General features: G+C 57.7%; 16 protein-coding genes. 11 read left to right on the top strand and 5 right to left on the bottom strand.

The features are described 5' to 3' along the window. The first annotated feature begins 128 nt into the window (after positions 1–128). The 4 genes from VUN82_19630 (at position 129) to VUN82_19615 (ending at position 3,117) form a co-directional block, all read left to right on the top strand. Entirely contained in the window at positions 129–1,169 is a 1,041-nt protein-coding gene (locus VUN82_19630; GenBank protein ID XAS71274.1) for a LacI family DNA-binding transcriptional regulator, read from the top strand. A 68-nt stretch (positions 1,170–1,237) separates the two neighbouring features. Beyond that, a complete protein-coding gene (locus tag VUN82_19625; GenBank protein ID XAS71273.1) occupies positions 1,238–1,564 on the top strand; it encodes a metalloregulator ArsR/SmtB family transcription factor in 327 nt (108 codons plus the stop codon). Then, entirely contained in the window at positions 1,561–2,277 is a 717-nt protein-coding gene (locus tag VUN82_19620) for a cation transporter (GenBank protein ID XAS71272.1), read from the top strand. The genes VUN82_19625 and VUN82_19620 overlap by 4 nt, the downstream gene beginning before the upstream one ends. Positions 2,278–2,301: 24 nt before the next feature. Continuing rightward, a complete protein-coding gene (locus VUN82_19615) occupies positions 2,302–3,117 on the top strand; it encodes an alpha/beta fold hydrolase (protein XAS71271.1) in 816 nt (271 codons plus the stop codon). 50 nt (positions 3,118–3,167) lie between these two features. Here the strand turns inward: VUN82_19615 and VUN82_19610 are convergent, their stop codons facing one another. Next, positions 3,168–9,812 (bottom strand): carboxypeptidase regulatory-like domain-containing protein, encoded by a 6,645-nt coding sequence (locus tag VUN82_19610; GenBank protein XAS71270.1) that lies wholly within the window; start codon positions 9,810–9,812, stop codon positions 3,168–3,170. 799 nt (positions 9,813–10,611) lie between these two features. Here VUN82_19610 and VUN82_19605 point away from each other — a divergent pair. From VUN82_19605 to galU, 3 genes are all read left to right on the top strand, one after another. Then, complete coding sequence (locus VUN82_19605; GenBank protein ID XAS71269.1) at positions 10,612–12,183, top strand: O-antigen ligase family protein; 1,572 nt, start codon at positions 10,612–10,614, stop codon at positions 12,181–12,183. A gap of 778 nt (positions 12,184–12,961) precedes the next feature. After that, complete coding sequence (locus VUN82_19600; protein XAS71268.1) at positions 12,962–13,558, top strand: hypothetical protein; 597 nt, start codon at positions 12,962–12,964, stop codon at positions 13,556–13,558. A gap of 183 nt (positions 13,559–13,741) precedes the next feature. After that, on the top strand, positions 13,742–14,635 hold the full coding sequence (gene galU / locus VUN82_19595; GenBank protein ID XAS71267.1) for a UTP--glucose-1-phosphate uridylyltransferase GalU: 894 nt from the start codon (positions 13,742–13,744) through the stop codon (positions 14,633–14,635). 720 nt (positions 14,636–15,355) lie between these two features. On the opposite strand, the gene VUN82_19590 is transcribed toward galU, so the two are convergent. From VUN82_19590 to VUN82_19575, 4 genes are all read right to left on the bottom strand, one after another. Then, positions 15,356–15,970: an LPXTG cell wall anchor domain-containing protein gene (locus tag VUN82_19590; GenBank protein ID XAS71266.1), complete on the bottom strand. Its 615-nt coding sequence runs from the start codon at positions 15,968–15,970 to the stop codon at positions 15,356–15,358. A 175-nt stretch (positions 15,971–16,145) separates the two neighbouring features. After that, entirely contained in the window at positions 16,146–17,288 is a 1,143-nt protein-coding gene (locus VUN82_19585) for a DUF4012 domain-containing protein (GenBank protein XAS71265.1), read from the bottom strand. A 726-nt stretch (positions 17,289–18,014) separates the two neighbouring features. Then, complete coding sequence (locus VUN82_19580) at positions 18,015–19,328, bottom strand: UDP-glucose/GDP-mannose dehydrogenase family protein (protein XAS71264.1); 1,314 nt, start codon at positions 19,326–19,328, stop codon at positions 18,015–18,017. Positions 19,329–19,382: 54 nt separating this feature from the next. Further along, positions 19,383–20,831: a sugar transferase gene (locus VUN82_19575; protein ID XAS71263.1), complete on the bottom strand. Its 1,449-nt coding sequence runs from the start codon at positions 20,829–20,831 to the stop codon at positions 19,383–19,385. 814 nt (positions 20,832–21,645) lie between these two features. Between VUN82_19575 and VUN82_19570 the strand changes: the two genes are divergently transcribed. The 4 genes from VUN82_19570 to VUN82_19555 all read left to right on the top strand — a co-directional run bounded on the left by VUN82_19570 (position 21,646) and on the right by VUN82_19555 (position 26,698). Then, positions 21,646–23,061, top strand: a complete 1,416-nt coding sequence (locus VUN82_19570) for a polysaccharide biosynthesis tyrosine autokinase (GenBank protein ID XAS71262.1) — start codon at positions 21,646–21,648, stop codon at positions 23,059–23,061. Between the two features lie 146 nt (positions 23,062–23,207). Continuing rightward, the gene (locus VUN82_19565; protein ID XAS71261.1) at positions 23,208–24,521 is read left to right on the top strand and encodes a polysaccharide biosynthesis C-terminal domain-containing protein; all 1,314 of its coding nucleotides are present in this window, start codon (positions 23,208–23,210) and stop codon (positions 24,519–24,521) included. 62 nt (positions 24,522–24,583) lie between these two features. Next, positions 24,584–25,723 (top strand): glycosyltransferase, encoded by a 1,140-nt coding sequence (locus VUN82_19560; protein XAS71260.1) that lies wholly within the window; start codon positions 24,584–24,586, stop codon positions 25,721–25,723. Positions 25,724–25,924: 201 nt separating this feature from the next. Beyond that, complete coding sequence (locus tag VUN82_19555) at positions 25,925–26,698, top strand: glycosyltransferase family 1 protein (GenBank protein ID XAS71259.1); 774 nt, start codon at positions 25,925–25,927, stop codon at positions 26,696–26,698. Position 26,699 lies beyond the last annotated feature (1 nt).

Raw genomic sequence — 26,699 nt, 5'->3', positions numbered from 1 at the left:
GAGCGGCAACAATGCTTTAGAAAACCGGTTTTCTTGATGGGTTCAAGTTAGTATGAGGGAAATGGAAGTGTCAAGGATGTGCATGAGCGGCGTCACAATGGCCCACTCGCCCATACGAAGGGACCGGGGTGCAAGACCGGAATACAGAACTGCCGGCTAACGGACGATCACGCCTGATCGACGTGGCCCAACTGTCGGGGGTTACGAAGTCTGTTGCCTCCAGGGTGCTGAACAAGGACGCGACACTCTCTGTGCGTGAAGAGACGCGGTTGAAGGTCTTGGAAGCGGCCAGGAAACTTGGGTACCAGCCGCATGCGGGCGCTCGAGCACTCGCAGGATCCCGCACCCGCGCATTGGCACTCCTTATCCCGGATCTGACCAACCCTGTGTACTCGCGCATCACTCGAGGCGCCTACCTTCAGGCACGCGCGCGTGGTTACGCAATGCTTCTGGCCGAAGACACAGAAGATGAAGGCGTTGACGAGCAATTTGCCGATCTGGTGGCGTCGGGGCGTGTGGACGGCCTGCTCATTGCCTCAGCACGGCCGGGACATCCGCTACTGGGCCTGTTGCCTAAGACCGATATTCCCTATTTGTTCGTCAACCGATCTGTTGCGGGCTCCGGGCGGAACGTGACCATGGATCTGGAAGCTGCCAGCCTCTGCGCCGTCGCTCATTTGCGGGAGCTGGGACATCGGCATATTGGTCATGTTTCGGGGCCTGAAGCCCTTAGCCCCGGCGACAGCCGACGCACAGGACTCATCAAGGCGGCCAAGGCTGCCAAGCTTCCAGAGCCCGCTATTGAACGGGGTGCGTTTAGCGAACAGGGCGGATACGACGCCACGAAGAGGCTCGTCAAAGATCACCCTGAAGTCACCGCTGTCTACACCAGCACCCTGAACCAAGCCATCGGCGCCCTCCACGCACTGCACGAACTCGGGCTATCCGTGCCCCAGGACATCTCAGTGATCTCCTATGACGATCTTCCGCTGGCTGACTATCTTCAGCCGACGCTGACGACTATCGCAATGCCTTTGCTGGAGCTCGGAAAGACCGCTGTCAATGCATTGTGCGACCAGCTCAACGGTGAACAACCTGAAGACCTCATCATTCCCTCAGAGCCTTACGTCGTTTCCCGTGAATCATCAGCACAGGTGGTTCCGACATGATGCCTGTGCGCGCGAGGGCATAACAGTACATAATTGCGTGAATACATCATGCGCTGTACTTTAACCGCATGGAAACCCTCACCCACGCTCCGGTGCTGGCCCGCTTCGGCTACGCGATCTCGGACGCCACCAGGGCGCGCGTACTCCTGGCACTGGCTGATGCACCCGCATTCCCCTCGGAGCTTGCAGATTCCCTCGGTGTTTCCCGCCAGAGCATGTCCAACCACCTCACCTGCCTGCGCGGGTGCGGCCTGGTTGTCGGGGTTCCCGACGGGCGCAGGACCCGCTATGAACTGGCCGACGCACGTCTGGGTCACGCCATCAAGGACCTGATCGGTGTGGTCCTGGCGGTGGACCCCAATTGCTGTGCTCCTGATGGGACGTGCCTGGCATGAGCACAGCCCTGCAGGAAGCGTCGGAACGCAGAGCCGTCCTGACAGGCCGTATCAGACTTTTCGCCGCCGCCACCATCACCTACAACGTCATCGAGGCGGCAGCGGCACTATGGGCTGGCGGCGCGGCGGATTCGTCGGCCTTGATTGGTTTCGGGCTGGATTCGGTGATCGAAGTGGCCTCCGCGGTGGCATTGTCCCGGCAGTTCTCCGCCAAGGACCCCGAGCGGCGCGAGCACCTAACCCTGCGGATCATCGCGATTTCCTTCTTCACCCTCGCCGCCTTCGTCACGTTCGATGCCATCAGGTCCCTCACTGGTGGGGGAGCGGCCCAGCACTCGACGCCCGGCATCGTGATAGCGGCCCTCAGCCTGGCGATCATGCCCGTGTTGTCCTGGGCCCAGCGCCGAGCTGGACGTGAGCTCGGTTCCAAGACGGCCGTAGCTGACTCCAAACAGACACTGTTGTGTACGTATCTCTCCGCCGTGCTGCTCATTGGCCTGGTCCTGAACAGCACGCTGGGTTGGTGGTGGGCCGATGCTGGCGCAGCATCGGTAATTGCCGCAATCGCCGTGCGCGAAGGAATCAACGCGTGGCGTGGCGACGTTTGTTGCGCTGTGCCCGCTGCGGTCGTCAGTGATGAGTCCTCCCAGGACTCGACGTGCTGCGCGGAATGCCACACGGCAACGGATTCACCCAAGAGGGTCGTCCAGTAGCCAGCGCGGGCGTACGCTGACCGCATGAAGTCCGAGGTCAGGACAATCGCTCTGCGCACCGGGATCAACGTGCCCTGCTTCGTTCAGGGGAACCTTGGTGAAGCGAACGACGACGACGCCGCGCCCTTGGTCTTGATGCATGCGTGGGGTGAATCCTGGCGGAGTTTTGAGCCGCTAATTGCCTCGCTGCCGTCCTTTACTCTGGTGGCGCCGGACCTGCGCGGCCATGGTGAGGCCGACAAGCCCGAAGACGGGTACTCGCTGACTGCCGTTGTGGAAGACGTAGTTGCAGCGTTTGATGCGTTGGGCATAGCGAGGACTCATGTCTTGGGTTCATCCAGCGGCGGATACGTGGCCCAACAACTCGCTGTGACACATCCGGACCTCGTGGCATCGCTGATTCTGGTTGGGTCTCCGTTGAGCCTGCAGGGGAAACCACCGTTTGCGAATGAGGTAGAGCAGCTCACTGATCCGGTTTCGGAGGACTGGGTCAGAGAGTCTTTGTCCTGGTACCGGCTGCTGCACGCTGTGCCCGCTGCCTACATCGAGGACAGAGTGCGGGACGGCTTGGCCATGCCGGCAGCCGTTTGGAAGGCGTCCTTGCGCGGCTACTACGAGGCTGTCCCGCCAACCCAAGCCGGAACCATCTCAGCCCCGACGCTCATCGTGTGGGGCGCACACGACCACATTGTGCCGCGACACCATCAAGAAACCCTTGCGAGCCGTATCCCCGGTGCTCAATTGAATATCTACGAGAAGACGGGTCACCTGGTGTTGTGGGAGTGCCCGGAACGGGTAGCTGAGGATGTGAAGGGGTTTCTGTCTGGCATTGCCGGGTAGGGACGGCTGCCCGTTCTCTGGGACATATCGATGCTGACGCGCAGCGCATTTCAAACGACCGCGGCGGTTGCTGCGGAGGTTTTGCTGGCGGTGGTGTAGCCGATTTTGCTGCCGGTCACGGTGACTGTGATGGTCTTGCCGACATCGCCGGCGATCGGGACATAGGTCGCGGCGGTCGCGCCGGTGATCACCAGGCCGTTGGCTTTCCATTGGTAGGTCAGGGTGACCGGTGCTGGTCCCCAAACACCAGGTACCGCGGTGAGAGTTGATCCGACCTTGGGCGTGCCGGTGATGGTCGGCACCGGAGCCGGCGCCAACGCTGGCAGGGCCAGGACGGCGGCTGTCGCTACGGAGGTCCTACTCGCCGTCGTGTATCCGACCTTGCTGCCCGTCACGGTGACCGTCAAAGTCTTGCCGACGTCACCTGCCACCGGCACATACGTGGCCGCCGTGCCGCCAACCACAGAAACACCGTTGGCTTTCCATTGGTAAGCCAGGCTGACTGGTGCTGGTCCCCACACACCAGGTACCGCGGTGAGTGTCGATCCGACTTTCGCTGTTCCGGTGATGGTCGGCACCGGGGCTGGCGCCAATGACGGGAGGGCAAGGACGGCGGCTGTCGCTGGGGAGGTCCTACTCGCCGTCGTGTATCCGACCTTGCTTCCGGTCACCGTAACCGTCAGAGTTTTGCCCACATCACCGGTGACCGGCACGTACGTGGCCGCAGTGCCGCCAACCACCGAGACACCGTTGGCTTTCCACTGGTACGCAAGAGTCACCGGGGCCGGTCCCCAAACACCTGGAACCGCGGTGAGTGTCGATCCGACTTTCGCTGTTCCCGTGATGGTCGGCACCGGGGCTGGCGCCAATGACGGGAGGGCAAGGACCGCGGCTGTCGCCACGGAGGTCCTACTCGCCGTCGTATATCCGACCTTGCTGCCCGTCACGGTCACGGTGATGGTCTTGCCCACATCACCGGTCACCGGCACGTACGTTGCGGCGGTACCGCCAGTGACCGCAACACCATTGGCTTTCCATTGGTAGGTCAGCGTGACCGGGGCTGGTCCCCACACACCCGGTACTGCGGTGAGTGTCGACCCGACCTTGGCCGTTCCCGTAATGGTCGGCACGGGAGCCGGCGCCAAGGAAGGCAGCGCCAAGACGGCAGCTGTCGCCACGGAGGTTTTACTGGAAGTGGTGTATCCGACCTTGCTGGCCGTGACCGTAACCGTCAGAGTCTTGCCCACATCACCGGTCACCGGCACGTACGTTGCGGCGGTACCGCCAGTGACCGCAACACCATTGGCTTTCCATTGGTAGGTCAGCGTGACCGGGGCTGGTCCCCACACACCCGGTACTGCGGTGAGTGTCGACCCGACCTTGGCCGTTCCCGTAATGGTCGGCACGGGAGCTGGAGTGAGGGCTTGGGCTGGGAAGGCGAGGTTGAGCGTCGTCGTGTTGCCGCTGACCATGGCCACGGGCTTTGCCGTAGCTTCGGTCGTCACGTTCCCTGAATACAGGTCTCCCAGTTCCGGCTTCCCGGTGCTGACCTTGACCAGATACTGGCCAGTGCTTAGCCCTGGAATCGAGTATTTGCCCGTTGAATCTGTGTAGGAACTGCGCGTGACCAGCGAGCCGTTGGTTGTGTAGGCGTACACACGAACACTGGCCACAGGCTTTCCTGTTCTGTCGAGAACAGATCCGCTGAGGGTGCTGCCGGAGGTCAGAGCCGCGTTGACGTTCAGGACTGGCTTTCCAGCTTGGACTGTCAGAGTGGAGGCCTGTCCTACACCCACGGACTCGGGCTTGTTCTGGTAGAACTGGGCTTCCTCAGTGGAGTAACCACTGGAACGGTTGAACGCCACCTTGTAGGAGCCGGCAGCAAGTCCCACGACGCTGAAGTTGCCGGCCTGATCCGAGTAGCCTTGCTTGACGGGGTTGCCGGTTCCGTCCAGGACCGTGACTGGTGAATATCCTTGCTTGGATCCTGAGACCTTGCCGGCGATTGAACCGCCGAGTTGGGCCGCGAAATTGACAGATGCCTTCTCCAGCCCCGCGGTCAGCGCCAAGGATGATGCCGTTTCAAACGAGGCTCCGCCATACCACTGGTCAGTCGCTCCGCTGCTGGAACCCACCAGCTTTACCCTGTAGGAGCCTGTAGGCAGTCCCACGATTTTGTAGCTGCCGTCGATGTTGACCCGAGTCGAAACCAGAGACGAGCTGGCGCTGGTGGCTGAGTAGACCTCGACGTACATGTTGGCAGGGTTGATTCCGGTAGATGCAGTGATTTTGCCGCTGATGCTCGCCCCCTTGGCGAGGGTGGCGTTGACGCCGACGAGGTCCTGGCTGGTGGTCAGCGTCATGGTCGTGGCGGTGGCGAAGGAAGCCGCGTTGGCGTGCCACTGGTCCAAGGCACCGGAGCCATTTCCCGCGAATTTCAGCTTGTAGCTGCCTGCAGGAAGTCCGATGAACTTGTAGCCGCCGTCCGAACCGACCCATGCGGAATCCACAAAGGAGTTGGCCGAATCACTCTTGTAAAGATCCACCCTCGTATCTTGAACGACTATGCCTGCGGGCGCGCTGATCTTGCCGCTGACAGTGGCGCCCTTGATGTAGGCGGCATTGATGGCGGTGAGGTCCTGTCCTGCGGTGACAGTAATGGACATGCCAGTGGCGAAGGTAGTACCGGTTTTGTACCAGAGGTCCAGTGCCCCGGTGTCGTATCCACTGAAGTTCAGTTTGTAGCTGCCGGCCGGGAGGCCAATGAGCCTGTAGCTGCCATCTGAACCGATGGATGCATATTGCACGTACCAGCTGGGGTCGTCGGCCTTGTAAGCGTAAACGTAGGCATTATCCAGATTGGTCCCGGCTGGTGCAGTAAGTTTGCCACTGATCGTCGCACCCTTGAGGAGGGTGGCGTTGATGCCGGTGAGGTCCTGGCCTGTGGTCAGGGTGACGGCGGTGCCCGTAGCGAAGGAAGTAGCGTTGGCGTGCCACTGGTCGAGGGCGCCGGAACCGGAACCGGAGAAATTCACTTTGTAACTGCCGGCAGGAAGACCGATGAGTTTGTAGCTGCCGTCCGCACCGACGTAGGTGCTCGCGATGGAGGAGTAGGAGTTGTCGGTTTTGTAGACGGCGGCGCTCACTCCACTCAGGCTGACGCCGGCCGGTGCCGTGACTTTGCCGCTGATGGTCGCACCTTTGACGAGTGTGGCAGTGACTCCTATCAGGTCCTGGCTGGTAGTCAGGGTGATGGGTGTGGCGGTGGCGAAGGACGAGGCGTTGCTGTGCCATAAGTCCAGCGCTCCGGAGTTGGAGCCGGAGAATTTCACTTTGTAGCTGCCAGCGGGAAGCCCGATGATCTTGAAGCTGCCATTGGAACTGAGGATGGAGTTCGCGATCGGGTAGGAATCGCTGTCGGACTTGTAGGCGTAGGCCCTGATGGTGGAAAGGCTGACACCCGCCGGGGCGGTGACTTTCCCGCTGATAGTCGCACCCTTGACCAAGGTGGCGTTGATGCCGGTGAGGTCCTGCCCGGTGGTGACGGCGAGAGCGGTAGCAGTTTCAAAGGAAGCGGCGTTGCTGTGCCACTGATCCAACGCCCCCGTCTCGTTTCCGGTGAACTTCACTTTGTAGCTGCCAGCCTTGAGCCCGCTGAACCTGTAGCTTCCGTCGGACCCGATGTTGGCCGAGTCTACGCTGTAGGCCGAGTCGGTCTTATAGAGCTCGGCCCGGGTGTTGGTTAGATTAACGCCGGCGGGTGCGGTCACTTTACCGCTGATGGTGGCGCCCTTGACCAAGGTGGCGTTGATGCCTGCCAGGTCTTGGCCGGTACTCAGGGCGACCACAGTGGCAGCGTCGAAGGAAGTGGCATTGCTGTGCCATTGCTCCAGGGCACCGGTGTTGTATCCATCGAAGTTCACTTTGTAGCTGCCTGCAGAGAGGCCAGTCACCTTGTAAGTTCCGTCGGAACCGACGTTCGAGTACGACACGGAGGATCCCGGGTCATCGGACTTGTACACATAGACCCTCGCGTTCGCGAGGTCGACGCCGGTTGGTGCGGTGACTTTTCCGCTGACAGTCGCGCTCTTCACGAGTGTGGCGTTGATACCTGCCAGGTCCTGGCCGGTAGTGACGGAGAGCACCGTAGCTGTTTCGAACGACGCCGCGTTGCTGTACCACTGTCCCAAGGTCCTTGCGTCGTTACCGCCGAAGTTCACCTTGTAGCTGCCAGCCGGAAGCCCAGTGAACTTGTAGCTGCCGTCGGAACCAACGTAGGTGGAATCCACATACGAATATTTGTCATCGGAACTGTAGATGGAAACCTGCAGGTATCCGAGGCTGAGTCCGGCCGGTGGCGTGACCTTGCCACTAATCGTTGCGCCCTTTGCCAAGGTGGCGTTGATGCCGGTGAGGTCTTGACCGTTGGTGAGAGTGACCGCCGTCGCGGTTTCAAAGGAGGCCGCACCGCTGTGCCACTGCTCGAGGGCGCCGGTGCCACCGCCGTCGAACTTCACTTTGTAGCTACCGGCCGGAAGCCCGGTGATCTTGTAGCTGCCATCGGAAGCAGGGTATGCGGAGCCCATGGTGGGGTAGGTGGAGTCGGATTTATAAATCACCACCCGAGTATCCCGGACGTCTATGCCGGCGGGGGCGGTGACCTTGCCGCTGACGGTTGCGCCCTTAACGAGCGTGGCATTAATACCGGTGAGGTCCTGTCCGGTGGTGAGAGCGATGATAGTGGCAGTATCGAACGACGTGGCTCTTAGATGCCACTGATCGAGCGTTCCTGTGCCATATCCGGAGAATTGCAGTTTGTAACTGCCAGCAGGTAGTCCAGTGAATTTGTAAGTGCCGTCCGGGTTGGCGTCGGCATAATCCACAGGAGAGTACGAGTCGTTTGTCTTGTACAGCGCTGCCCGCGTGTTCGTCAGGTCAACTCCCGCTGGTGCGGTGATCTTGCCGCTGATCGTGGCGCCCTTGACGAGGGTGGCGTTGATGCCGGTGAGGTCCTGGCCTGCGGTGAGTGTAATGGTCGTGGCAGTTTCAAAGGATGCAGCATTGCTGTGCCACTGGTCCAGGGCGCCATTGTTATATCCGCTGAACTTCAATTTGTAACTTCCGGCAGGGAGCCCAATGATCTTGTAGCTGCCATCAGAATTTACAGAAATCGACTCCACAGGGGAGCTGGAGAAGCTGGCGCTGTAGGCGTATGCGTACGTGTTTCCAAGAGTCACCCCGGCCGGCGCGGTGACTTTGCCGCTGATCGTGGCGCCCTTGACGAGGGTGGCGTTGATGCCGGTCAGGTCCTGCCCGGTGGTGAGGGCAATTGCGGTGGCGGTATCGAAGGATGCCGCGTTGCTGTGCCACTGGTCCAGGGCCCCGCTGTTGTAACCCTTAAAGTTCAGTTTGTAGGACCCCGCAGGGAGACCTATGAAACTGTAGCTGCCGTCGGAACCAACCCACCTGTAATCGACGGTCGAGCCGGCGTCGTCGGCCCTATAGAGGTACACGTAAGTGTTTGCTAGGGCGACGCCGGCGGGTGCTGTGACTTTGCCGCTGATGGTAGCGCCCTTGACCAATGTGGCGTTGACGCCAGTAAGATCCTGGCCGACGGTGAGAGCCACGGGGGTGGCAGTGTCGAAGGACGCAGTGTTGTTGTACCACTGCTCCAAAGCCCCCGTATTGTTTCCACCGAACTTCACTTTGTAAGTGCCGGCCGGAAGCCCGATGATCTTGTAGCTTCCATCGGAGGCAGGGTAGGTGGAGACGACATAGGAGTTTGGGTCGTTGGCCTTGTAGACGTAGACCCTCGAGTTTTGGAGGGTGACTCCGGCGGGTGCAGTGACCTTGCCACTGATGGTGGCGCCCTTGACCAGGGTGGCATTGATGCCAGTGAGATCCTGGCCGGAGGTTATGTCGACGGCGGTCGCGGCACCGAACGACGCAGCGTTGCTGTGCCACTGATCCAGCGCCCCTGTGTCACCACCGGCAAACTTCAGCTTGTAGCTGCCGGCTTGCAGCCCAATGAACTTATAGGTGCCGTCCGAATTGACGTATGCGGAGCCTACAAAGGAATTCTCCGAGCTTGCCTTGTAGAGCTCAACGCTTGCGCCATTGACGTCTATGCCGGCAGGAGCGGTGACTTTCCCCGCGATCGTGGCGCCCTTTACGAGGGTCGCGTTGATGCCTGTGAGGTCCTGCCCGGCGGTGAGGGACACGGCGGTGGCTGTTTCGAAGGATACGGCGTTGCTATGCCATTGATCCAAGGCCCCAGTGTTGTATCCGGTGAACTTGAGTTTGTAGGTGCCAGCAGGAAGGCCGATGATCTTGTAGTTACTGTCAGAACCAACGTAGGCGGACGCCGCGTACTGGTCGCCTCCGCTGGTTGGGTAGGCCTCCACCTTTGCGCCACTGAGGGTGACGCCGGCTGGCGCGGTGACTTGGCCGCTGATGGAGGCGCCTTTGACGAGCGTCGCATTGACCCCAAGGAGGTTCTGACCGCTGGTGAGCGTGACGGCAGTGGCGTCGTCGAACGTGGAAGCGTTGGTGTACCACGTGTCCAGGGCGCCTGTGCCGTTGGCCGAGAATTTCAGTTTGTAGCTGTCTGGCTGAAGTCCCGGCACGTTATAGCTGCCATCGGAAGCGACCGAAACAGAATCGACGTAGAAGTCAGGCGAATTGGTTTCATACACCTCCACTCTCACGTCGCTGAGAATGACTCCCGTGGGAGCGGTGACCTTACCGCTAATGCTGGCAAGTGAAGTTTCGGCAGCGGTTGCTTGGAGTGCGCCTAAGAAAAACATCCCGGCTGCCGCAGCAAGTAAGACGGAAATCCAGACACGCAGATTTGTGGCAAAGTGCAGCATAGGCCCCCCAATATGCACAAGCGGCTCCCAGAGGTGAACGAAGTCTCTGAGCCCTGAAGCTTGTAAATTTAGGCTTAGTGTAGCGACGAAATCCACGATCTCGTCAACAAGTCAAATAATGACAAGGGCCGTGCATGATCTTTGGCAGGGTTCCGGAGCTCCTCCATTCTTGAGTTTGAACCCACAGGAATCGGTGTTGCCAATCACCGTTCGGCTTTCGATGTTGGCGAATTGGTTGGCACATTCTTGAACAACTGTGCAGTTCGCTTAGTGGAAAAGGAAATGTTGGGGGAAGACTGTGAGCAAAAAATCGAGGCGCCCGCGCATCTCCCTGGCAACCTCGCGGTTTCCCGGGATGTGTATCCTTCTGACGGCCACTTCCATTCTGGCGTTTCAGCCTGGTGGGCTCTTCAGATTCGTCTGGATCAAAATCACGATAATGATTCTCGCCGTCCTTTTTGGCCTTCTTTCGCCAACCGGTGCCCGGGTCCCACGCTTGCTGGGGTTCCTCGTTTTCTCCCTTGCGCTGTGGATCTTGCTCGCAATGTCGCTATCTGGAAGCCCCTGGCCCAGTCTCTTCGGGCGGTGGCCACGGTATGAGGGCCTTCTGACACTCGGGTTGTACGTGGCCATTTTCGTAGTCGGTGCCAAGCTGCTGGGCGGGAGTGTGTCTCTTCCTCAATGGAAGGTCCTGCGTCTTTCGCTGGCGGCCGTGTCCCTTCCCCTGCTTGCGGTCTCCGTCATGGAATCCTTTGGCCTCCGCCCTTTAGGCGGCGGTTTGAATGACCGGCCGGGTGCAACCCTGGGCAACGCAACGGATCAGGGACTCGTTGGATTGATTATCGCGGGGATTCTATCTTCACAGTCTTCCTCTGAAGAGGGTTGGCAATTGTGGCTGCGGCGCGCAGGGCTGCCGGCCAGTGCCGCCGTCGTTGTTCTCTCTGGATCGCGAGCAGCTCTTTTCGGGTTGGCGATGGTTTCGTTGTATGTCGCCATCCTGTGGATGCGAAGCCGAAAATGGTCCGGATTTAGGACTGTGTTGGGGGCCGGAGCGGTTACTGCCGGGTTTGCCCTTGCTGTTTTCATTGTCCCGGCTACGAGGGAACGGCTGCTCTCAGCCGGAACCGTGGACGGGCGATTGCTCCTGTGGAATAGGAGCCTGGCCTTGATATCCGACCATCCGCTATCCGGGGTTGGCCCCAGTGGCTTCGTCGACGCTTTGCCTGAGTACCTGAATGATGACTGGGCCCGAAGTGTTGGCGATACCTTCCCGACCGACTCTCCGCACAATTGGATCCTGCAAGCTTTGGCCGCGGGCGGCTTTCCCCTGCTTCTACTCGCCCTAACCTGTGTGGGGACCGCTGTGTGGTTGGTCCGAAAGCGTCTAATGGAAGCCCAGGACCCCGATCTCAAGCGGTACCTGGTGATAACGGGCGTTGCCATATCGGCGTACTGGATTGCTCTCCTGACGCATTTCACTTCCATCGGCACCACCGCGTTGGTGGCATTGCTGTGCGGTGGTCTGGTGGGGAGGGATAGCATTCCGGCTGCCTCCACTTTGGTCAAACCACCAGCCAATGCGTGGATAACGAGGTTCGGCCCCCTGCTTCCAAGCGTCGGAGGACTCGCCTTTGCATGCGCCTGCCTGGCAGTTGCCGTTCCGGCCACTCTGGCGGAGTGGTCAATGAGCTCTGGCGCACAAGCGGCCCGGGCAGGGGATGCTGAAGGTGCGGACAAGGCCTTTCAACTGGGCCACAGCCTGAGGCCGTGGGACAGCGATACGGCATTGCTCGCGGCCCAGGCCTTTGCCGGACCTGCAACAACGGGGGACCAGCTCTCAGCCCAGCACGCAGTTGAATGGGCGCGCCTGGCGCGCGAGTCCACGCCGCATTCCCAAGAGGCCGGTCTTGCGCTTGCCATCGGATACATCTACAGCGGTGAACTGGACGACGCAAAGGCAGTGTTGGACGAGTTGCTGGCGGAGGCGCCCTCATCGACCAGTCTCTTTGTCCAACGTGGTGTGGCAAATTTCGGACTTGGGCGTACTTCCGAGAGCATTGATGACCTTCAAAAGGCAGCGACGCTCGATCCGACGCTGGACACGCCTTGGCGCATTCTCTCGGCGATTTACCAGCGTATGGGCGACGCCGGAGCGGCTCAGGCTGCGATGGAGCGCGCAGAGACATTGAGCCCGTAATGGATTGGATCTGGCTTGTGGGTGTGGTCGGTCACCGCCGCTGACCGACCACACTGCCCGCCAATGGGGGGTGTATTGGCACGGACTGCACGCACTGCCAGGAGCAGATTGAACTGTTTTACTGGCGGTGCGCTCGTGACGTTGTCATTGTTACAAGTCTCCGGTCGAAACCCACAAGGAACCGAAGCCTTTCGGCGGCACGTCACATGTTGGAAGTGTGCGCGCACACCGATCCATGACGCGCAATGATGGAGCCATTTTCATTTCTTGGTCAGCCGGGAAAGCTCCGCGAGGAAATGATCGTTTGAAACTTCGCTGCAGTGGAAGGGTTGACGGCCCCACCTATGCTTGTCCGCAGCCAAGGGAGCTCCGCCCGGGTAGTGGATGCGGATTAGATCTGGGTCCTGGTTGGACCGGAACCGCTGCCGACCGACCACACCTGTGCGCCCATGGAAGTGTGCTGGCACGCAGGGCAAGCATTGCAAGACAAGATTGGACAACCTTACTGACGAAGGCACTCGTTTGGTTGTCATTAATCGCAAGTCTGCTGTCAAAAACAGTCGATAAACCTGACACTGGGCGACTTCGTGACTGCGAGTCGACCAGATAGACGATAGGTTAATCCTGTGTAACTACTCTGAAGTAGCCCTGCTATGGGCAAGCCGTGAATGATATCGTCGTCCCTGGATAGACAGCTGGGATTTCGGAACGCTATTCCATGGGGGATCTGCATCCGCAACATCACATGAATATCGTAATTCGTCTCAGGGGGGACAATTTGAAGAAGTCTATTGCAGCGCTTGCGCTTGCAGGAGTAATCGCACTGGCTGGCACCGCTCCGGCCGTGGCATCCACCTACCCGGCGCCGGGCAACGAGCAGGGCACCGTTTCCGACGGCACCATAGCTGCCGGCGAATCCATCACTTTCGCCGGCACTGGCTACTTCGCCGGCGAAACCATCAATGTTACGTTCCAGCGGACCGGCGGCAAGAAGGATTCGTCCGGCGAGCGGCCTGCTCCGTCGAGCTTCAGCGTTATTGCTGACGGCAGCGGCGCTTTCTCCACCTCCATTACCTTTGCGGATGGTGGCAACTACAAGATCGCTGCCGTCGGTGCCACGTCCGGCAACACGCGTTGGGCTGCCATAACTGTGAATTCCGGCAATGGTGGAGGCAACAACAATGGCGGCGGTAACCACGGCGGCGGCAAGGGCAGTTCCGGATTAACCGGTGCTTCTAGCGTTACCGCAGCTGGCCAGGCCAACACCGCTGCCGATTCCAGCTTGGTCCTGTGGTCCCTGGTCGGCGGAGGCGCCCTGGCTGCCAGTGCAGCATCTGCAGCCGTAATTCGTCGCCGCGCCAAGGGCAGAGCTTAGGCTCCAGCAGGTAAATACGTCTTCACAGAGGGCAGGTGTTTTCCATGAAACCGGAAAGCACCTGCCCTTCCTTGATCACGAATTTGAAGCGTCTCCTGAAAAATGGTAGACACTCTGAAAATCATTAACTAATATACGTATATCAAATTTCGTAATTCCCGTGAGGGTTTATAGAGTTTGCTCATGACTACATGGGGGAATATTGTGCGTAAAGCTGTAATTCCGGCTGCTGGATTGGGAACACGTTTCTTGCCCGCCACCAAGGCCATGCCGAAGGAGATGCTGCCGGTTGTGGACGCACCGGCTATCCAGTACGTCGTCGAGGAAGCTGTAAATGCCGGACTCACTGACATCCTCATGATCACGGGCCAAAGCAAGCGGGCGCTGGAAGACCATTTCGACAGGACGCCGGCACTTGAACGGTCCTTGGAGCTTAAGGGCGACCAGGCGCGCTTGGACGCCGTCCAACACGCATCGGCGCTTGGGCCTATCCACTACGTTCGCCAAGGTGAACCAAAGGGCCTGGGTCATGCTGTGCTTTGCGCCCGCCAGCACGTCGGCGATGAACCGTTTGCGGTTCTGTTGGGAGATGACCTTATCGATGAACGCGACGAACTCCTGACCACAATGATGGAAGTCCAGCAGAAGACCGGTGGCTCAGTCGTCGCTCTGATCGAGGTGGAGCCATCACAGATCAGCGCCTATGGCTGTGCCGATATCTCTTCCATTGACGGTGAAGGCTATGTCCGCGTCAATAGCTTGGTTGAGAAGCCCAAAGTGGAAGATGCGCCGTCCAACCTGGCGATTATTGGACGCTATGTCCTGCACCCGGCTGTCTTCGACGTCTTGGAGAACACTGGGCCCGGCCGTGGTGGAGAGATTCAGCTGACTGACGCCCTGCAAACTGTCGCCGCAGGGGAGGGCGAAGGCTCAGGTGTCTATGGCGTAGTCTTCCGCGGCCGACGCTACGATACAGGCGACAAGCTCAGCTATCTGAAGGCCGTGATCACTCTGGCCTCTGAGCGTCCCGAATTCGGTGAGGATTTGAAGACTTGGATGAAGGGCTTTATCGGTTAGGAATTGGCTCGGGACTACGCGAATCTTGGACGCCTAGTCCGGGCGATCAACCGCACTGCGGCGACGCCTATGACAGTCCCAAGTGTGTTCATGACAACGTCAACCAGGCTTGAATAGCGGGCTGTAATGAATAGTAATTGCCCTAGCTCCATGCATGTGGAAACTATGATGCCAAGCCCAGTGATGACCCACCAGGCACGCGCTGGGAAGGCCACAGCTGCAAGCATTCCGAAGGGAATGAACATAGCTACGTTTGCCGAGGATTCCACAACGTGGTAGTCGAACCAAGACGGTACGCCGTGCCCGTGGAGGAATTTCAGTAATGTCGCGAGTGTTCCTTGGATTGGTTGATCCACTGGAGAAGGCCAAAAGCCAACAACAGCCAAGCCCCCCAAATATGCAGCCAGAGCTATCCGCCAGGGGATTGTGTTATTCAATTGCACCTCAGGAAGTTCGGATTAGTGCCCAGGCGCTGACGCTAGCGGCGGCAACTGCCAGCAGTGCCAAGAGAACGTATTGGGGAAATTCCTGGGGCAACGTCGGTACCCGGTAGGCGGGCAAACGTAGCTCGAAATGCCACCGTCGCCTACGCCAATGTCGCCCCATGATCATATGAATATCACAGAAGCTCTTGGATCAGGAACGCGAAAACAGAAAAGGGTGGCTTGTCGACGAAACAATCTCCGGCGACAAGCCACCCAAGGTTTGAAGCGTGGTGCCCTACGCAGCAGCCTCGGTGTTCTTGGCGCGGCGGCGGGCGACCACCACGGATGCGGTACCGGCTGCCAATGCACCTGCGCCCACCAGGGACCACAGGATCAGGCTGGAGTCAGCGCCAGTGTTTGCCAGGGGAACGCCGCCAGTGTTGGCTAGGCCCGTTCCTGTTCCGGAGTTGCCGCCCGTGTTGGAAAGAGCGGTGCCTCCGACTACCACGGTGACGGGACCAACAGTGTGGCCTGACGTGTTGCCCCTAGCAGTCAGTGCGTATGCCCCGGGAGTGTCGATTGCAACTGGAGTTGCAAAGGCCCCGTTTGCGTCAGCTACTGCGCCCAGCGTCGAGGGTGCAAGCGGAATGCGACCTGAGACGGAGAGGCTACCGGCAGAAACGCTACCGCCGCTAGCTGCTGGGGTGCCGGTTGGCGTGACGGTGATGGTGATGCCTTCACCTGGAGTAAAACCTGTGCCACTAAAAGTAAATGCTTCGCCTGGTGCCACTGATGCGTCGGAAACTGCAACGCCGGAGTTCGGTGCTGGGTAGTTGGTCGCGACGGCCGGAACTGCGCCAACAAGTGCAATGGAACCTGCAAGCGTAAGCGCTGCAAGAGATTTCTTCATGTGTGTCCCCCTGAGACCCGATTTGGTTACCACGTGTGTGATGGAGATTTCCGAGGCCCTGAGCGACCCTTAGGCGAAATCTCATGTGTTGCCCAAGTAGAACTTACCATTTCAGTGCTAGTCGCAGCAAAGAAAATCCAGACCCGTTACAAAAGATTAACGAACTCGTCTTGTCCTATTCACAAGGGGTCATTTGTGCGGCCAGGACCACGTCCTTGACTGGTTGCGTGGTCGGTGTGACAACTATTTGGGGATCACTATGCTGCACGATGCGACCAAAATTGAACTCCAAGGTTGTGCTCGCCCCGGGGGCAAGTCTGATGGTAGTCATTCCAACAGATCGTTGACTGTGTCGATGGGCAGCGAACGGGATCTGTTTTCCATCTTTGACAACCGTGTCAATATCTGATTGGGCTGGGCCGTAGGCTATGACGTTAGTCTGGACGCTGCCCGCCGGAACGCCAAAAGCTCCATTGCCGGTCACATAGGCCGGCAGCGAAGTTGCAGCGTCTGCGGGCGCCATGTTTGTGCTGGTTACCCGCACGCCCACATCGCGGTATCCGTCTCGCGTGCAGTCCTTGACCACCTGAACAGTGCGCTTGATCCAGTAGTCCATTTTTGCGCCAGTACCGTCGTTAAAGTAGACCCCAAATTCTGTGGGAGAAACACTTGATCCGGAGACGGCTCCTGCGATTGTGTACTTATCGATGGTGGCCTGATCCTGGGACGTCGCGGACCACAGCAAGATCCGGCGTTCATCGACGCCCGTGGCTACAGCATCAATCAAGCGCTTGGGGTCACTCTTTCCATTTGAGATGGCGGAAAAGATCTCCTTGGCCGCACCGGCGAAGTAGACATCCTGAAGGTCGGGATTTTTGATAGATGCGTAGGCGTCGGAAAGTAGCGTGCGCACTACATTTTTTGAATTCAGTTCTAAGGGGAGGTTTTCGCCAATTTTTTGTACGGCGGGGTCCGTGATTTGCACAGGACCGGTCGCCTCAAGCAGGAAGCTTAGGGCCACAGGATCGATGGACAGAACCCCGTCTAAACGCTCCCCCGTCTTCTTCTCCCACATGGCATGTGCGATGCGGGCCGTTGTGGCGAAATCCGGTGTGAGGTTCACATCCTGCATGAACTTGCCGATGCGGGCGGAGTAGATCACCTCTTGCTCGGCATCAGCGGCTATGGGCGGGACGAAGGTCCCCAGGGCGCCGGCGTTCGTTTGGGATTCGAGTTGCAGTTTGCCCTTATTCAAGCTGAGAACAGCCAATGCACCAGGGATACCGCCCGTTGCTCTGGATTCGGCGCTGTTCTGCATCAGGAGCAGGTACCGTCGTGGGGTGTCGGCACCCAACATGGTGGGAGCTAGATTGGCAGCATCCGCAGCTGATTCGAGTTGTCTGCTGAGACCAGCCAACTCTTCACGAGCCTCCAACAAGGGGGCTGAGATCTGCGGCAGGAGGCTTCCGGTCTCGATGCTGTTTAGACGTTCGGAGGATTGTCGAACCGCGTTCGCGGCCGCCTGAACCTTTGGTGCAGCCGTCCTCAACGGTGTGAGATCCATCCCTTCCGACGTCGGCGTTAGAGTCTTCCAATCCAATAGCTGGAAGGCACGAACTAGTGGGACGGCTCCGAGACGAGCAACGTCGTCCGCGGACGTTGCCACTTCGCTTGCCGCCTGAAGGTTGGGTCCCACCCACGGAAGCAATGCAGTTGCCTTCCATAGTGGGTCATCGGCGGCCTCGCGAGCCGACCCGGTGTGCTGGACCAGGGCTGCCACGGTACTCGTCGCCGCTGCGGCATCATTGGCGGCTAGTTGAGACTTGAGCGTTGGAAGTAGGGCTGTGGCTGATTGTAATTCGGACCTGACTGTTGCCGTCTTTGACCCCAACCAAAGGCCTGCTGCTATGACGATAATCGCCAGAAGAGCCGTCGAGATCGCTGCGATAGTAAGTCTTCGACGTAATCGCTGTCGGGACCAGGCGACCTTCTTACCGGATGTCTCAATACCATCTACGTTATTATTATCGCGACTGTTCACTGGCTATGGCCGTCCGAGTCCGCGGTAGTGCCAACCCGCGTCACGCCACTTGCCGGGGTCAAGGACGTTGCGGCCATCCAGAATCCGGGGCGTTGAGACAGAGTCTTTGAGCAGATATGGGTCGAGTTCGCGGTATTCCTGCCACTCGGTAAGAAGCAGGACGGCATCGGCATTCTGGACAGCGGAGTCGAGGTCTTGCTCATACTGAAGCTCGGGGAATCGCCGGGCGGCGTTCTTTATTGCCTTTGGGTCGGTAACAGTTACGACAGCACCTTGAAGTTGCAGCTGGGCCGCGATGCTTAAGGCTGGCGAATCGCGTACATCGTCACTTTCGGGCTTAAACGCTGCGCCGAGGACAGTGACCCGCTTGCCGAGGAGGAGATCTCCGCATAGCTCACGAGTCAATTCCACGACGCGTGAGCGGCGGCGCATATTGATTGCGTCTACTTCGCGGAGGAACGTCAGCGCCTGATCGGCTCCCAGTTCGCCTGCTCGCGCCATGAAGGCTCGAATGTCTTTGGGAAGGCAACCCCCACCGAAGCCTATTCCTGCATGGAGGAACTTCCGGCCGATCCTATCGTCCATTCCTATTGCGTCGGCAAGACGAGTTACGTCTGCTCCAGCCGCCTCGCAGAGTTCGGCCATAGCGTTGATGAACGAGATCTTTGTTGCGAGGAAAGAATTTGCCGCAGTCTTCACTAGTTCGGAAGTCGGTAGGTCCATAACCAGGCGTGGCGTTCCCTCTGACAGAGGAATTGCATAGACGCCGTCCAGTACCGTCACGGCGGGGTGGTCTTCTGAACCGTCAGACACTCCATAAACGAAACGATCGGGATGCAGTGTGTCAGATACTGCGTGGCCTTCGCGAAGAAACTCTGGGTTCCACACGAGGTGGATGTCGGGATGGTGTTCAGAGAGTAATTCAGCCAGTCTGGCTGCCGTACCGACGGGGACGGTGGACTTGCCGACGACGAGATCCCCAGGGGCTAGGTGTGGGACAAGGTCCCGAATCGCGGCATCCACATAGGTGAGGTCAGCACCGTTTTCACCCTTTTTTTGAGGAGTGCCAACGCAGATGAAATGCGCATCACTTCCGGATGCGGCAGCCATGTTAGTTGTGAATGTTAGCCGACCTGTCTCTTGAACTTCCTGGAGGAGGGCTTCAAGACCGGGTTCATAGAACGGCGCCTTAGTGTCTGAAAGATCTGCGATCTTTTTCTCGTCCACGTCGATCCCGACGACAGTATGCCCGAGCTTCGCCATACAGGCTGCATGGACAGCTCCAAGGTAGCCGCACCCTATTACTGAAATACGCATGAAACTTGCCTTCCCCTTAGCGGAATAGTGTTTGCGACGACTCGATAGCGTCGGTCAGAACGCTCCAGTGCTGGCGAAGACCGCCCTGAACGTTCGGAATAGGATGACTACGTCGCCCATGAGGGACCAATTCTCCACATAGTAGAGGTCCAGACGGATGCTTTCCTCCCACGTAAGGTTTGATCGACCGCTCACCTGCCACAGCCCACTCATCCCTGGGCTCACGTATAGGCGACGATGGGCTGCGTCGTCGTATAAGGCGACCTCTCCGTCTCGCTGAGGTCGGGGACCCACGAGACTCATACTTCCGCCGATGACGTTAAGCAGCTGCGGCAGTTCGTCAAGCGAATACTTACGAAGAACACGGCCGACTGAAGTAATTCGTGGGTCGTTCTCTATTTTGAAAAGAGGCTTACCGGCAGAGCCTTGGGCATCGAGTAATCTAAGCAGCTCGTCGTCGGCGTTCACCTTCATGGAACGGAACTTGAGCATATAAAAGCTTGAGCCTCGAAGCCCGACACGCTCTTGTCGGTAGAACACGGGCCCCTCACTCGTGAGCTTGACTAGGAGTCCCAGGATAAGGAGGAGGGGCGAGAGCAGTAGCACGAGAATACTTGCGATGGCAATGTCGAAAGTCCGCTTGGCGACCTTCTTACCGCCCGTAAGCTTCGGCGTTGAGACATGGATGAGAGGGAGGCCAGCGACTGGCTGAGTGTGAATACGTGGACCAGCAACGTCAGTTAGGGCGGGAGCCAGGATCATGCCAATATCCCGAGCAGACAGCTCCCAGCCCAACCTGCGAAGGTCATGGGGATGTATGTTCACACCTGCTGAGATGGCCACCGCATCCACTCTTGTTTCAAGAATCGCTGACAAGATTGAGTCGTAGTCGCTGCCTACGCCTGTGACCGGAACGGCCAGTTTTGCATCCTCCATCGACTCTGCCCCAGCGCCAGGCAAGTGGGCCGCGACTGGCAAGTATCCGGCGTCAGGTGCGCTTCTTAGGGAGCGGACCAAATGACTCGCGGAGTGAGGGCCGCCAACAATGAGAACGCGACTGTTACTTCCTCCGCGTCTGCGATCCATGCTGAGATGTTGGCGGATTAGCCAACGTGCGGCGAGCAATCCAAAGGCTCCTGCAGGAAACGCCAGGCCGACATAGCCACGTGCTGTGTCGATACGCAGCCCGTAGGATACGACTGCAACCAAACCGAATAACCACGCGGAACTGGAAATTACGCGCTTGTACTCGTCAGCGCCAGAGCCAAGGACTCGAGGGTCACGAGTACCCCAAAATTCCAACATCAGCCACCAACTGGTTGCAAGCGCAGCAGAGAGAAGTAGATAGTCAACATCTTCGGCATGCCCGCTATTGATGTCAGTAAATCCGAATCGTACACCGAAAGCGCCTGCGACAGCCCAAACAACAACGGCTGCGTCTACGACACGGATCCTCTGCGTGTATCTGCGTTGCCATGCTTGGCTACGTTCCAGCGTCGCCACAATTGCCCCCCGAATATAATTGCATGGTTTCAAGTGAATCTTAGTGCTCCGGTCCACCGTTCAAATGCCACTCGGGACAGAAACGGGCGGGGACCTTGCAAACGTAGACGAATGTTACGCAGCTATCCTGCGTCCGATCATCGATGCTGCGGCTCAACCAAAAGACCTGCAATGATGGCGGAATGGCACTTGTGGAACAACTGGTTTATCTAAGTCACAGACGGCACGTTGGCCCTATTGCAACGGCCGTACTTCGCATAATGGGAGTCAACATTCCCCCGAGTGTCTCGGTCGGACAGTGTCTAGAGCTGCCGCACGGGGCCGTTGGGCTCGTGATCCATGAGCGTACTGTCATTAGAGACAACGTTAAGATATATCAGGGGGTAACGCTCGGGCGGGCGGACACCCACCTTCCGCCCCGCGCCGCTGCCGCACTTGGTCATATAGAAATCGGTGACCGCGCGCTCATTGGAGCCAACGCCTGTGTGCTGTTCCGCTCGGGGGAAGTATTACGCATCGGACAAGATGCCGTTGTCGGAGCCAATTCGGTAGTACTCAGGAGCATCCCAGCCGGCGAGATATGGGCCGGAAACCCAGCGAGGAGAGTGTCTTCTCGTCGCGGTCTGTCCCTGAAAAAAGACTCCTAGTATCCATTGAAAGTGACCACGCGTTGCTGTCTTCTGCCACCAGAGGATTGACTCATGGTCCAAATGATCGCCGCCAAAGGGCTAGAATATCCGAGTCCGGACTCGCGCGCCGGCGATCTCGGCGTTAGAACGACCCGATTTGATTGGCTCGTAGTAGGGGGACCCAGTTGGCGATAAATGACTACATCCGTATTATGCGGCGACACTGGCTGATCATTGTTGCGTTGACCTTCCTCGGTGTGCTTACCGGAGGCGCGGTCTCACTTCTGATCCGTCCAACATACACGGCTGAAACGCAACTATTTGTGGCGATTCAGGGATCTGGCACCGTTCAGGAGTTGCAACAGGGCAACACGTTTAGTCAGGCTCGTGTCCAGTCATATGTGAAAACCGTTGGGACACCAATAGTCTTGCAACCCACGATCGATCTTCTCGGCCTGGACATCTCGCCTGAGGAGTTGGCCCAAAGGGTAAAAGCATCTACTGACCCAAACACTGTCCTCATAACGATTTCTGTATCCGACAGCTCGCCCGTACAGGCGGCCGCGATAGCCCAAGGAGTCGCCGATAGCCTTGTGAGGGCAGTGGACTCCTTGGAAAAGCCCAATTCCGGAGGTGAGTCACCAGTCGGCCTATCGGTGATTACACCTGCATCGGCACCAACTTCCCCGTCAGCCCCGAATACTAAACTCAACTTAATCTTTGGATTTTTCGTTGGGCTCTCCTCGGGACTCGGCGCTGCTGCCCTTCGTTCGGCACTTGACAAGAAGATTCGAAGCGAAGCTGATCTACAACGCGTGACCAATGCGCCTCTCCTAGGTCGCATTGCGTTTGACCAGGCAGTCGCTAAAGATCCGCTGTTGACAAACACCTCCACTCACGGAGCCAGGGCTGAGTCTTACCGCCAGCTCAGAACTAACCTGCAGTTTGCAAGCGTCGCCTCTCATTCTAAGAGTATTGTTGTCACGTCCTCGCTCCCCGGCGAGGGAAAAAGCACAACTGCGACGAATCTGGCAATTGCACTCGCTCGATCTGGAAAAGCTGTTTGCCTTGTGGATGCCGACTTACGGCGTCCCACTGTCAACGAATATCTGGGCCTCGATCGAACGGCCGGGCTCACCACAGTGTTGGTTGGCGCGTCTGATGTAAATGAGTTATTACAGCCCTGGGGGGACGATAACCTCTATGTCCTTGCATCGGGACAGATCCCGCCGAATCCGAGCGAGCTCCTCGGATCAGATGCGATGCAGAACTTGCTGGCAAGTTTGGAGCTTGCGTTCGACACTGTAATTATTGACGCTCCTCCTCTCCTCCCCGTCACGGATGCCGGTATTCTGGCGCAATTTGTGGGCGGTGTCTTGGTTGTCGTTGGCACACAGAAGGTCAAACAGCATGACCTGCAAAAGTCGTTGGGGGCATTGGACTTAGTCGGAGGAAAACTCTTGGGCTTGGTACTCAATCTGGTGCCTACAAAGGGTCTGGATTCATATTCTTACGAATACCGCTCCTATGATCTTGCGAATGAAAAGGAACGACAACCAGCCGAGGCTCGACGCCGCGCATCCGTGTTTCCCCGCTCATAATTTCGAGCTACCATCTTAGGCGTGTCGGCAAAATTCAAGTTCTTTGGCGAGCGACTTATGAAATTACTGGCTGCGGCCCTCGAAACGCCCATCAGGTAGCGCTTTGCCCCACAGACAGACCGGCCACTAGGAACGGGAGCCCGCACATGACCACTTCGGCCAAGGACCGCCCAGTTCGCAGCTCATCATTTCATGTGTTAACAACAACAGCCGGCAATCTTGTCGGTCCGCTTTCCACGCTCCTTTGCGCCCCGATCTTGGCGTACCAGCTCGGTGTCGCAGGGCGTGGGGAACTGGCAGCTGCCACTATGCCGCTTGTTCTACTCAGTGCCGCACTAACGTTGGGACTTCCCGAAGCGATTACTCATCGTCTCGGGAAAACAGTTGGTGATAGTCGGACGGCTTTAGCTGGTGCGGCACTATGCCTACTTCTCATGGGATTGATAGCAGCCCTCGCACTCCTCGGACTGTCCGGTTATTTGTCCGGCGGGTCGAGAACCGTCATGGATTTGGTTCAATTGTCGGCCGTAGCCGCTGTACCTACTCTTCTTCTTTGGTCGCTGAGGGGAGTAGCTCAGGGTCTTCAGCAGTGGACGACATTGAACTTTGAGAAGGCCGCAACAGGTGTGAGCCGATTGGTTGGTATAGCCGGCCTAGCCTTGATTCAAAATCTAAATGTCCAGACGGCGTTTATTGTATTGGTTTCGGCTCCGCTTGTTGGTTATGTTGCTTACATAAGACTATTCATACACCTTCCCAAGTCTGCATCAGATTCTTCACTTAGTCATCAAGTACGCGCAATGACGACCTTTGGCAGCAGGGTATGGCTTGGATCTATTGCCGGCATACTTATCACACGACTCGATCAGGTTCTGATACTCCCACTCTCGTCGTCTGAGCAACTAGGTTTTTACGCAGCCGCCGTAAACGTGGGTGATATCCCATTTTTCCTGACAGCAGCATTCGGAAGTATTCTTTTGGCCAAGGAAAGCAGGGCTTCGTCCAATGACCGCGTGGCTTTCTCGTCGCGGGTACTCGTAATTCTGGTTCTCGGCCTTACCTCGGCCGCAGCGATATCGATTCCAGTTTGGTTTACACCGTTGTTCGGCCCATCCTTTGAGGATGCGATACCCACCTCCCTAGTTTTGCTGTTGGCAGGGCTTGCTTCAGCTCCTGGCACGGTTGCCGGAGCTGCCCTGACGGGACGAGGTCATGCCCATGACAGAAGTCTTGCGCTGTTGGCGGGACTGTTGATCAACGTCGCGTTTCTGTTGCTGCTCGTTCCGCAGATGGGATCGCTAGGAGCGTCCCTTGCAACGCTGGGGGGAACATTTACCGTCACCAGCATCGGGCTCATGCAGGTAAAGCGACGTCTGGATATTTCCGTAGCAAGCATGGTTTTTATTCGGCCGTCGGATATTGCCAGGATAGTTAATGAACTCTCACGAAAGAAGAGTTAGTTTCGGACGGCGCAGGCCGATTTTACGCAGTGATAGAAAACTTTTAAGATTGGGGGCTAACTATGGCCGGCGTCCTTGTGCATGAATGGCTAGGTCCAATTGGTGGATCCGAAAAGGTCTTGGATGTCCTTGCAGAGATTTATCCAGAAGCGGATATTTATTGCCTTTGGGATGATGCAGGAAATTACTCGCAAGAGCGACTATTTGAGTCGTTTCTTGCTAGGACACCACTTCGTCGGAAGAAGGCGCTGGCGCTTCCGGCCATGCCGTTTGTATGGCGCCAGATGCGCTCGACCAAAAAATATGACTGGATGCTAGTAAGCTCGCATCTCTTTGCCCACCACGCGCGGTTCCGTGGGCGCAATGCCTCCTTGCCAAAATACGTCTATGCCCACACTCCAGCGAGATATATTTGGGAGCCGGAGTTGGATCGACGAGGTGAAGGATTGTTTATAAAAGGAGCAGGTCTTGCTCTAAAATATCTGGATCGGATACGCGCTGCCGAGCCAATTGAAATCGCGGCTAATAGCAAGTTTGTCGCAGAGCGCATCCGAAAGTCGTGGAACCGTGATGCAAGGGTAATATATCCTCCGGTTGATACCGAACGTATTTCATCAAATAGTGACTGGGCTTCCACGCTTTCAAATCGTGAATCCGAGATATTCGCATCCCTGCCTGCTGAGTTCGTGCTGGGCGCGTCTCGTTTCGTACGGTACAAGAGTCTCGATATCGTTATCCGGGCCGCCGAACTATCCGGGCTTCCGGCTGTCATAGCAGGTTCAGGAGAAGGAGAAGCTACGCTTCGCGCACGCGCGGCCGCTTCTTCGGTCCCCGTCTACTTTGTCGTTAAGCCGACTGACGCAATGCTTTACGCGCTGTACCAAAAGTGCAGCGTGTACGTTTTTCCTCCGGTTGAGGATTTTGGAATTATGCCCGTGGAAGCAGCAGCGGCGGGTGCACCCGTCGTGGCGAACAGACTCGGCGGGACATCCGAAACTGTTGTTGAGGGGATCACGGGACATTTGGCGACAATGCAAGACGAGCTCGAGTTAAAGGTCGCTGTCGAACATGCCCTGGAACTTGATCGGCGCCAGATTTCAGAAACAGCTTCAAGGTTTTCAGCAGAGAACTTCCGTCGTCAGATGCTGGATTGGTTGCCCACTGATTCGTTGTCGGAATCTTCTACACAGAAATGGAAGTAGCCGATGTTATACGTTGACCAGCGGTGGGTAGGATTACACGGGATTGGGCGTTTCGCAGCAGAGGTATTGTCGCGTTTAACGATTTCTTATCGTGATCTTGGTGCGGTCGGATCATCGTCAGCGCCAGCAGACATGCTGTCGCTTGCGAGGATGCGAATTCGTTCGCGAGATCACATTTATTCTCCTGGCTACAATGTTGGGTTGACAAGTGCAACCCAAATCCTGACGCTGCACGATCTTATACATCTTGAGATGGGTGGTTCTGGCGCGCGACGCCGGCGTCTGTACTATGAATATGCAGTTAAACCGGCCATTAAGCGAGCTGGGTCTGTTTTAACCGTTTCGGAGACCTCAGCTGGCCACATCCGCACCTGGCTTCAGGACTCATCCGTGGAAGTCATAAACGTCGGAAATGGCTGCTCGGACGTTTTTGCACATTCACGGTCATCGAAACAGGGCGATTATTTACTATATGTTGGAAACCTAAAAGCACACAAAAATTTTGATGTGCTTCTCAGGGCAATACGACTTCGCCCAGATTACCGGCTTGTTGCCGTTGTCAGCGATCGAATTAATGCTGAGATGCTCATTGAAGCCAATGGTTTGCAGGGACAAGTCAAAGTAGTGTCCGACCTAGAAGACACACAGCTGGCTGGCTTGTATCAAGGTGCCATCGGGCTGGTGCTTCCTTCGGTTCTGGAAGGATTCGGCCTTCCTGCTGTCGAAAGCCTAGCCTGCGGTCGTCCAGTAGCCTTTTTCAGAGGCTGCCAGAGCGTCGCTGAAATCGTGGGTCTGCACGGAGTTGCCGTAGAGAATCATGGTTCGGGTGAGGAGTGGGCTGAGGCTATGGACCAGCTTTATGGCCTCCAGGGATCGTTTGAAGCGCCCGGACGCTTGTGGCGCGATCAGTACACATGGGCCAATGTTTCATCAAGAGTTGAGTCCCACCTAAAGACCGTTATGGAACTGAGGTAGG

Source organism: Micrococcaceae bacterium Sec5.1, assembly GCA_039636795.1.
Lineage (GTDB): Bacteria > Actinomycetota > Actinomycetes > Actinomycetales > Micrococcaceae > Arthrobacter.
The sequence above is the reverse complement of the archived record's forward strand: the minus strand, read 5'-3'. Positions and strand labels throughout refer to the sequence as shown.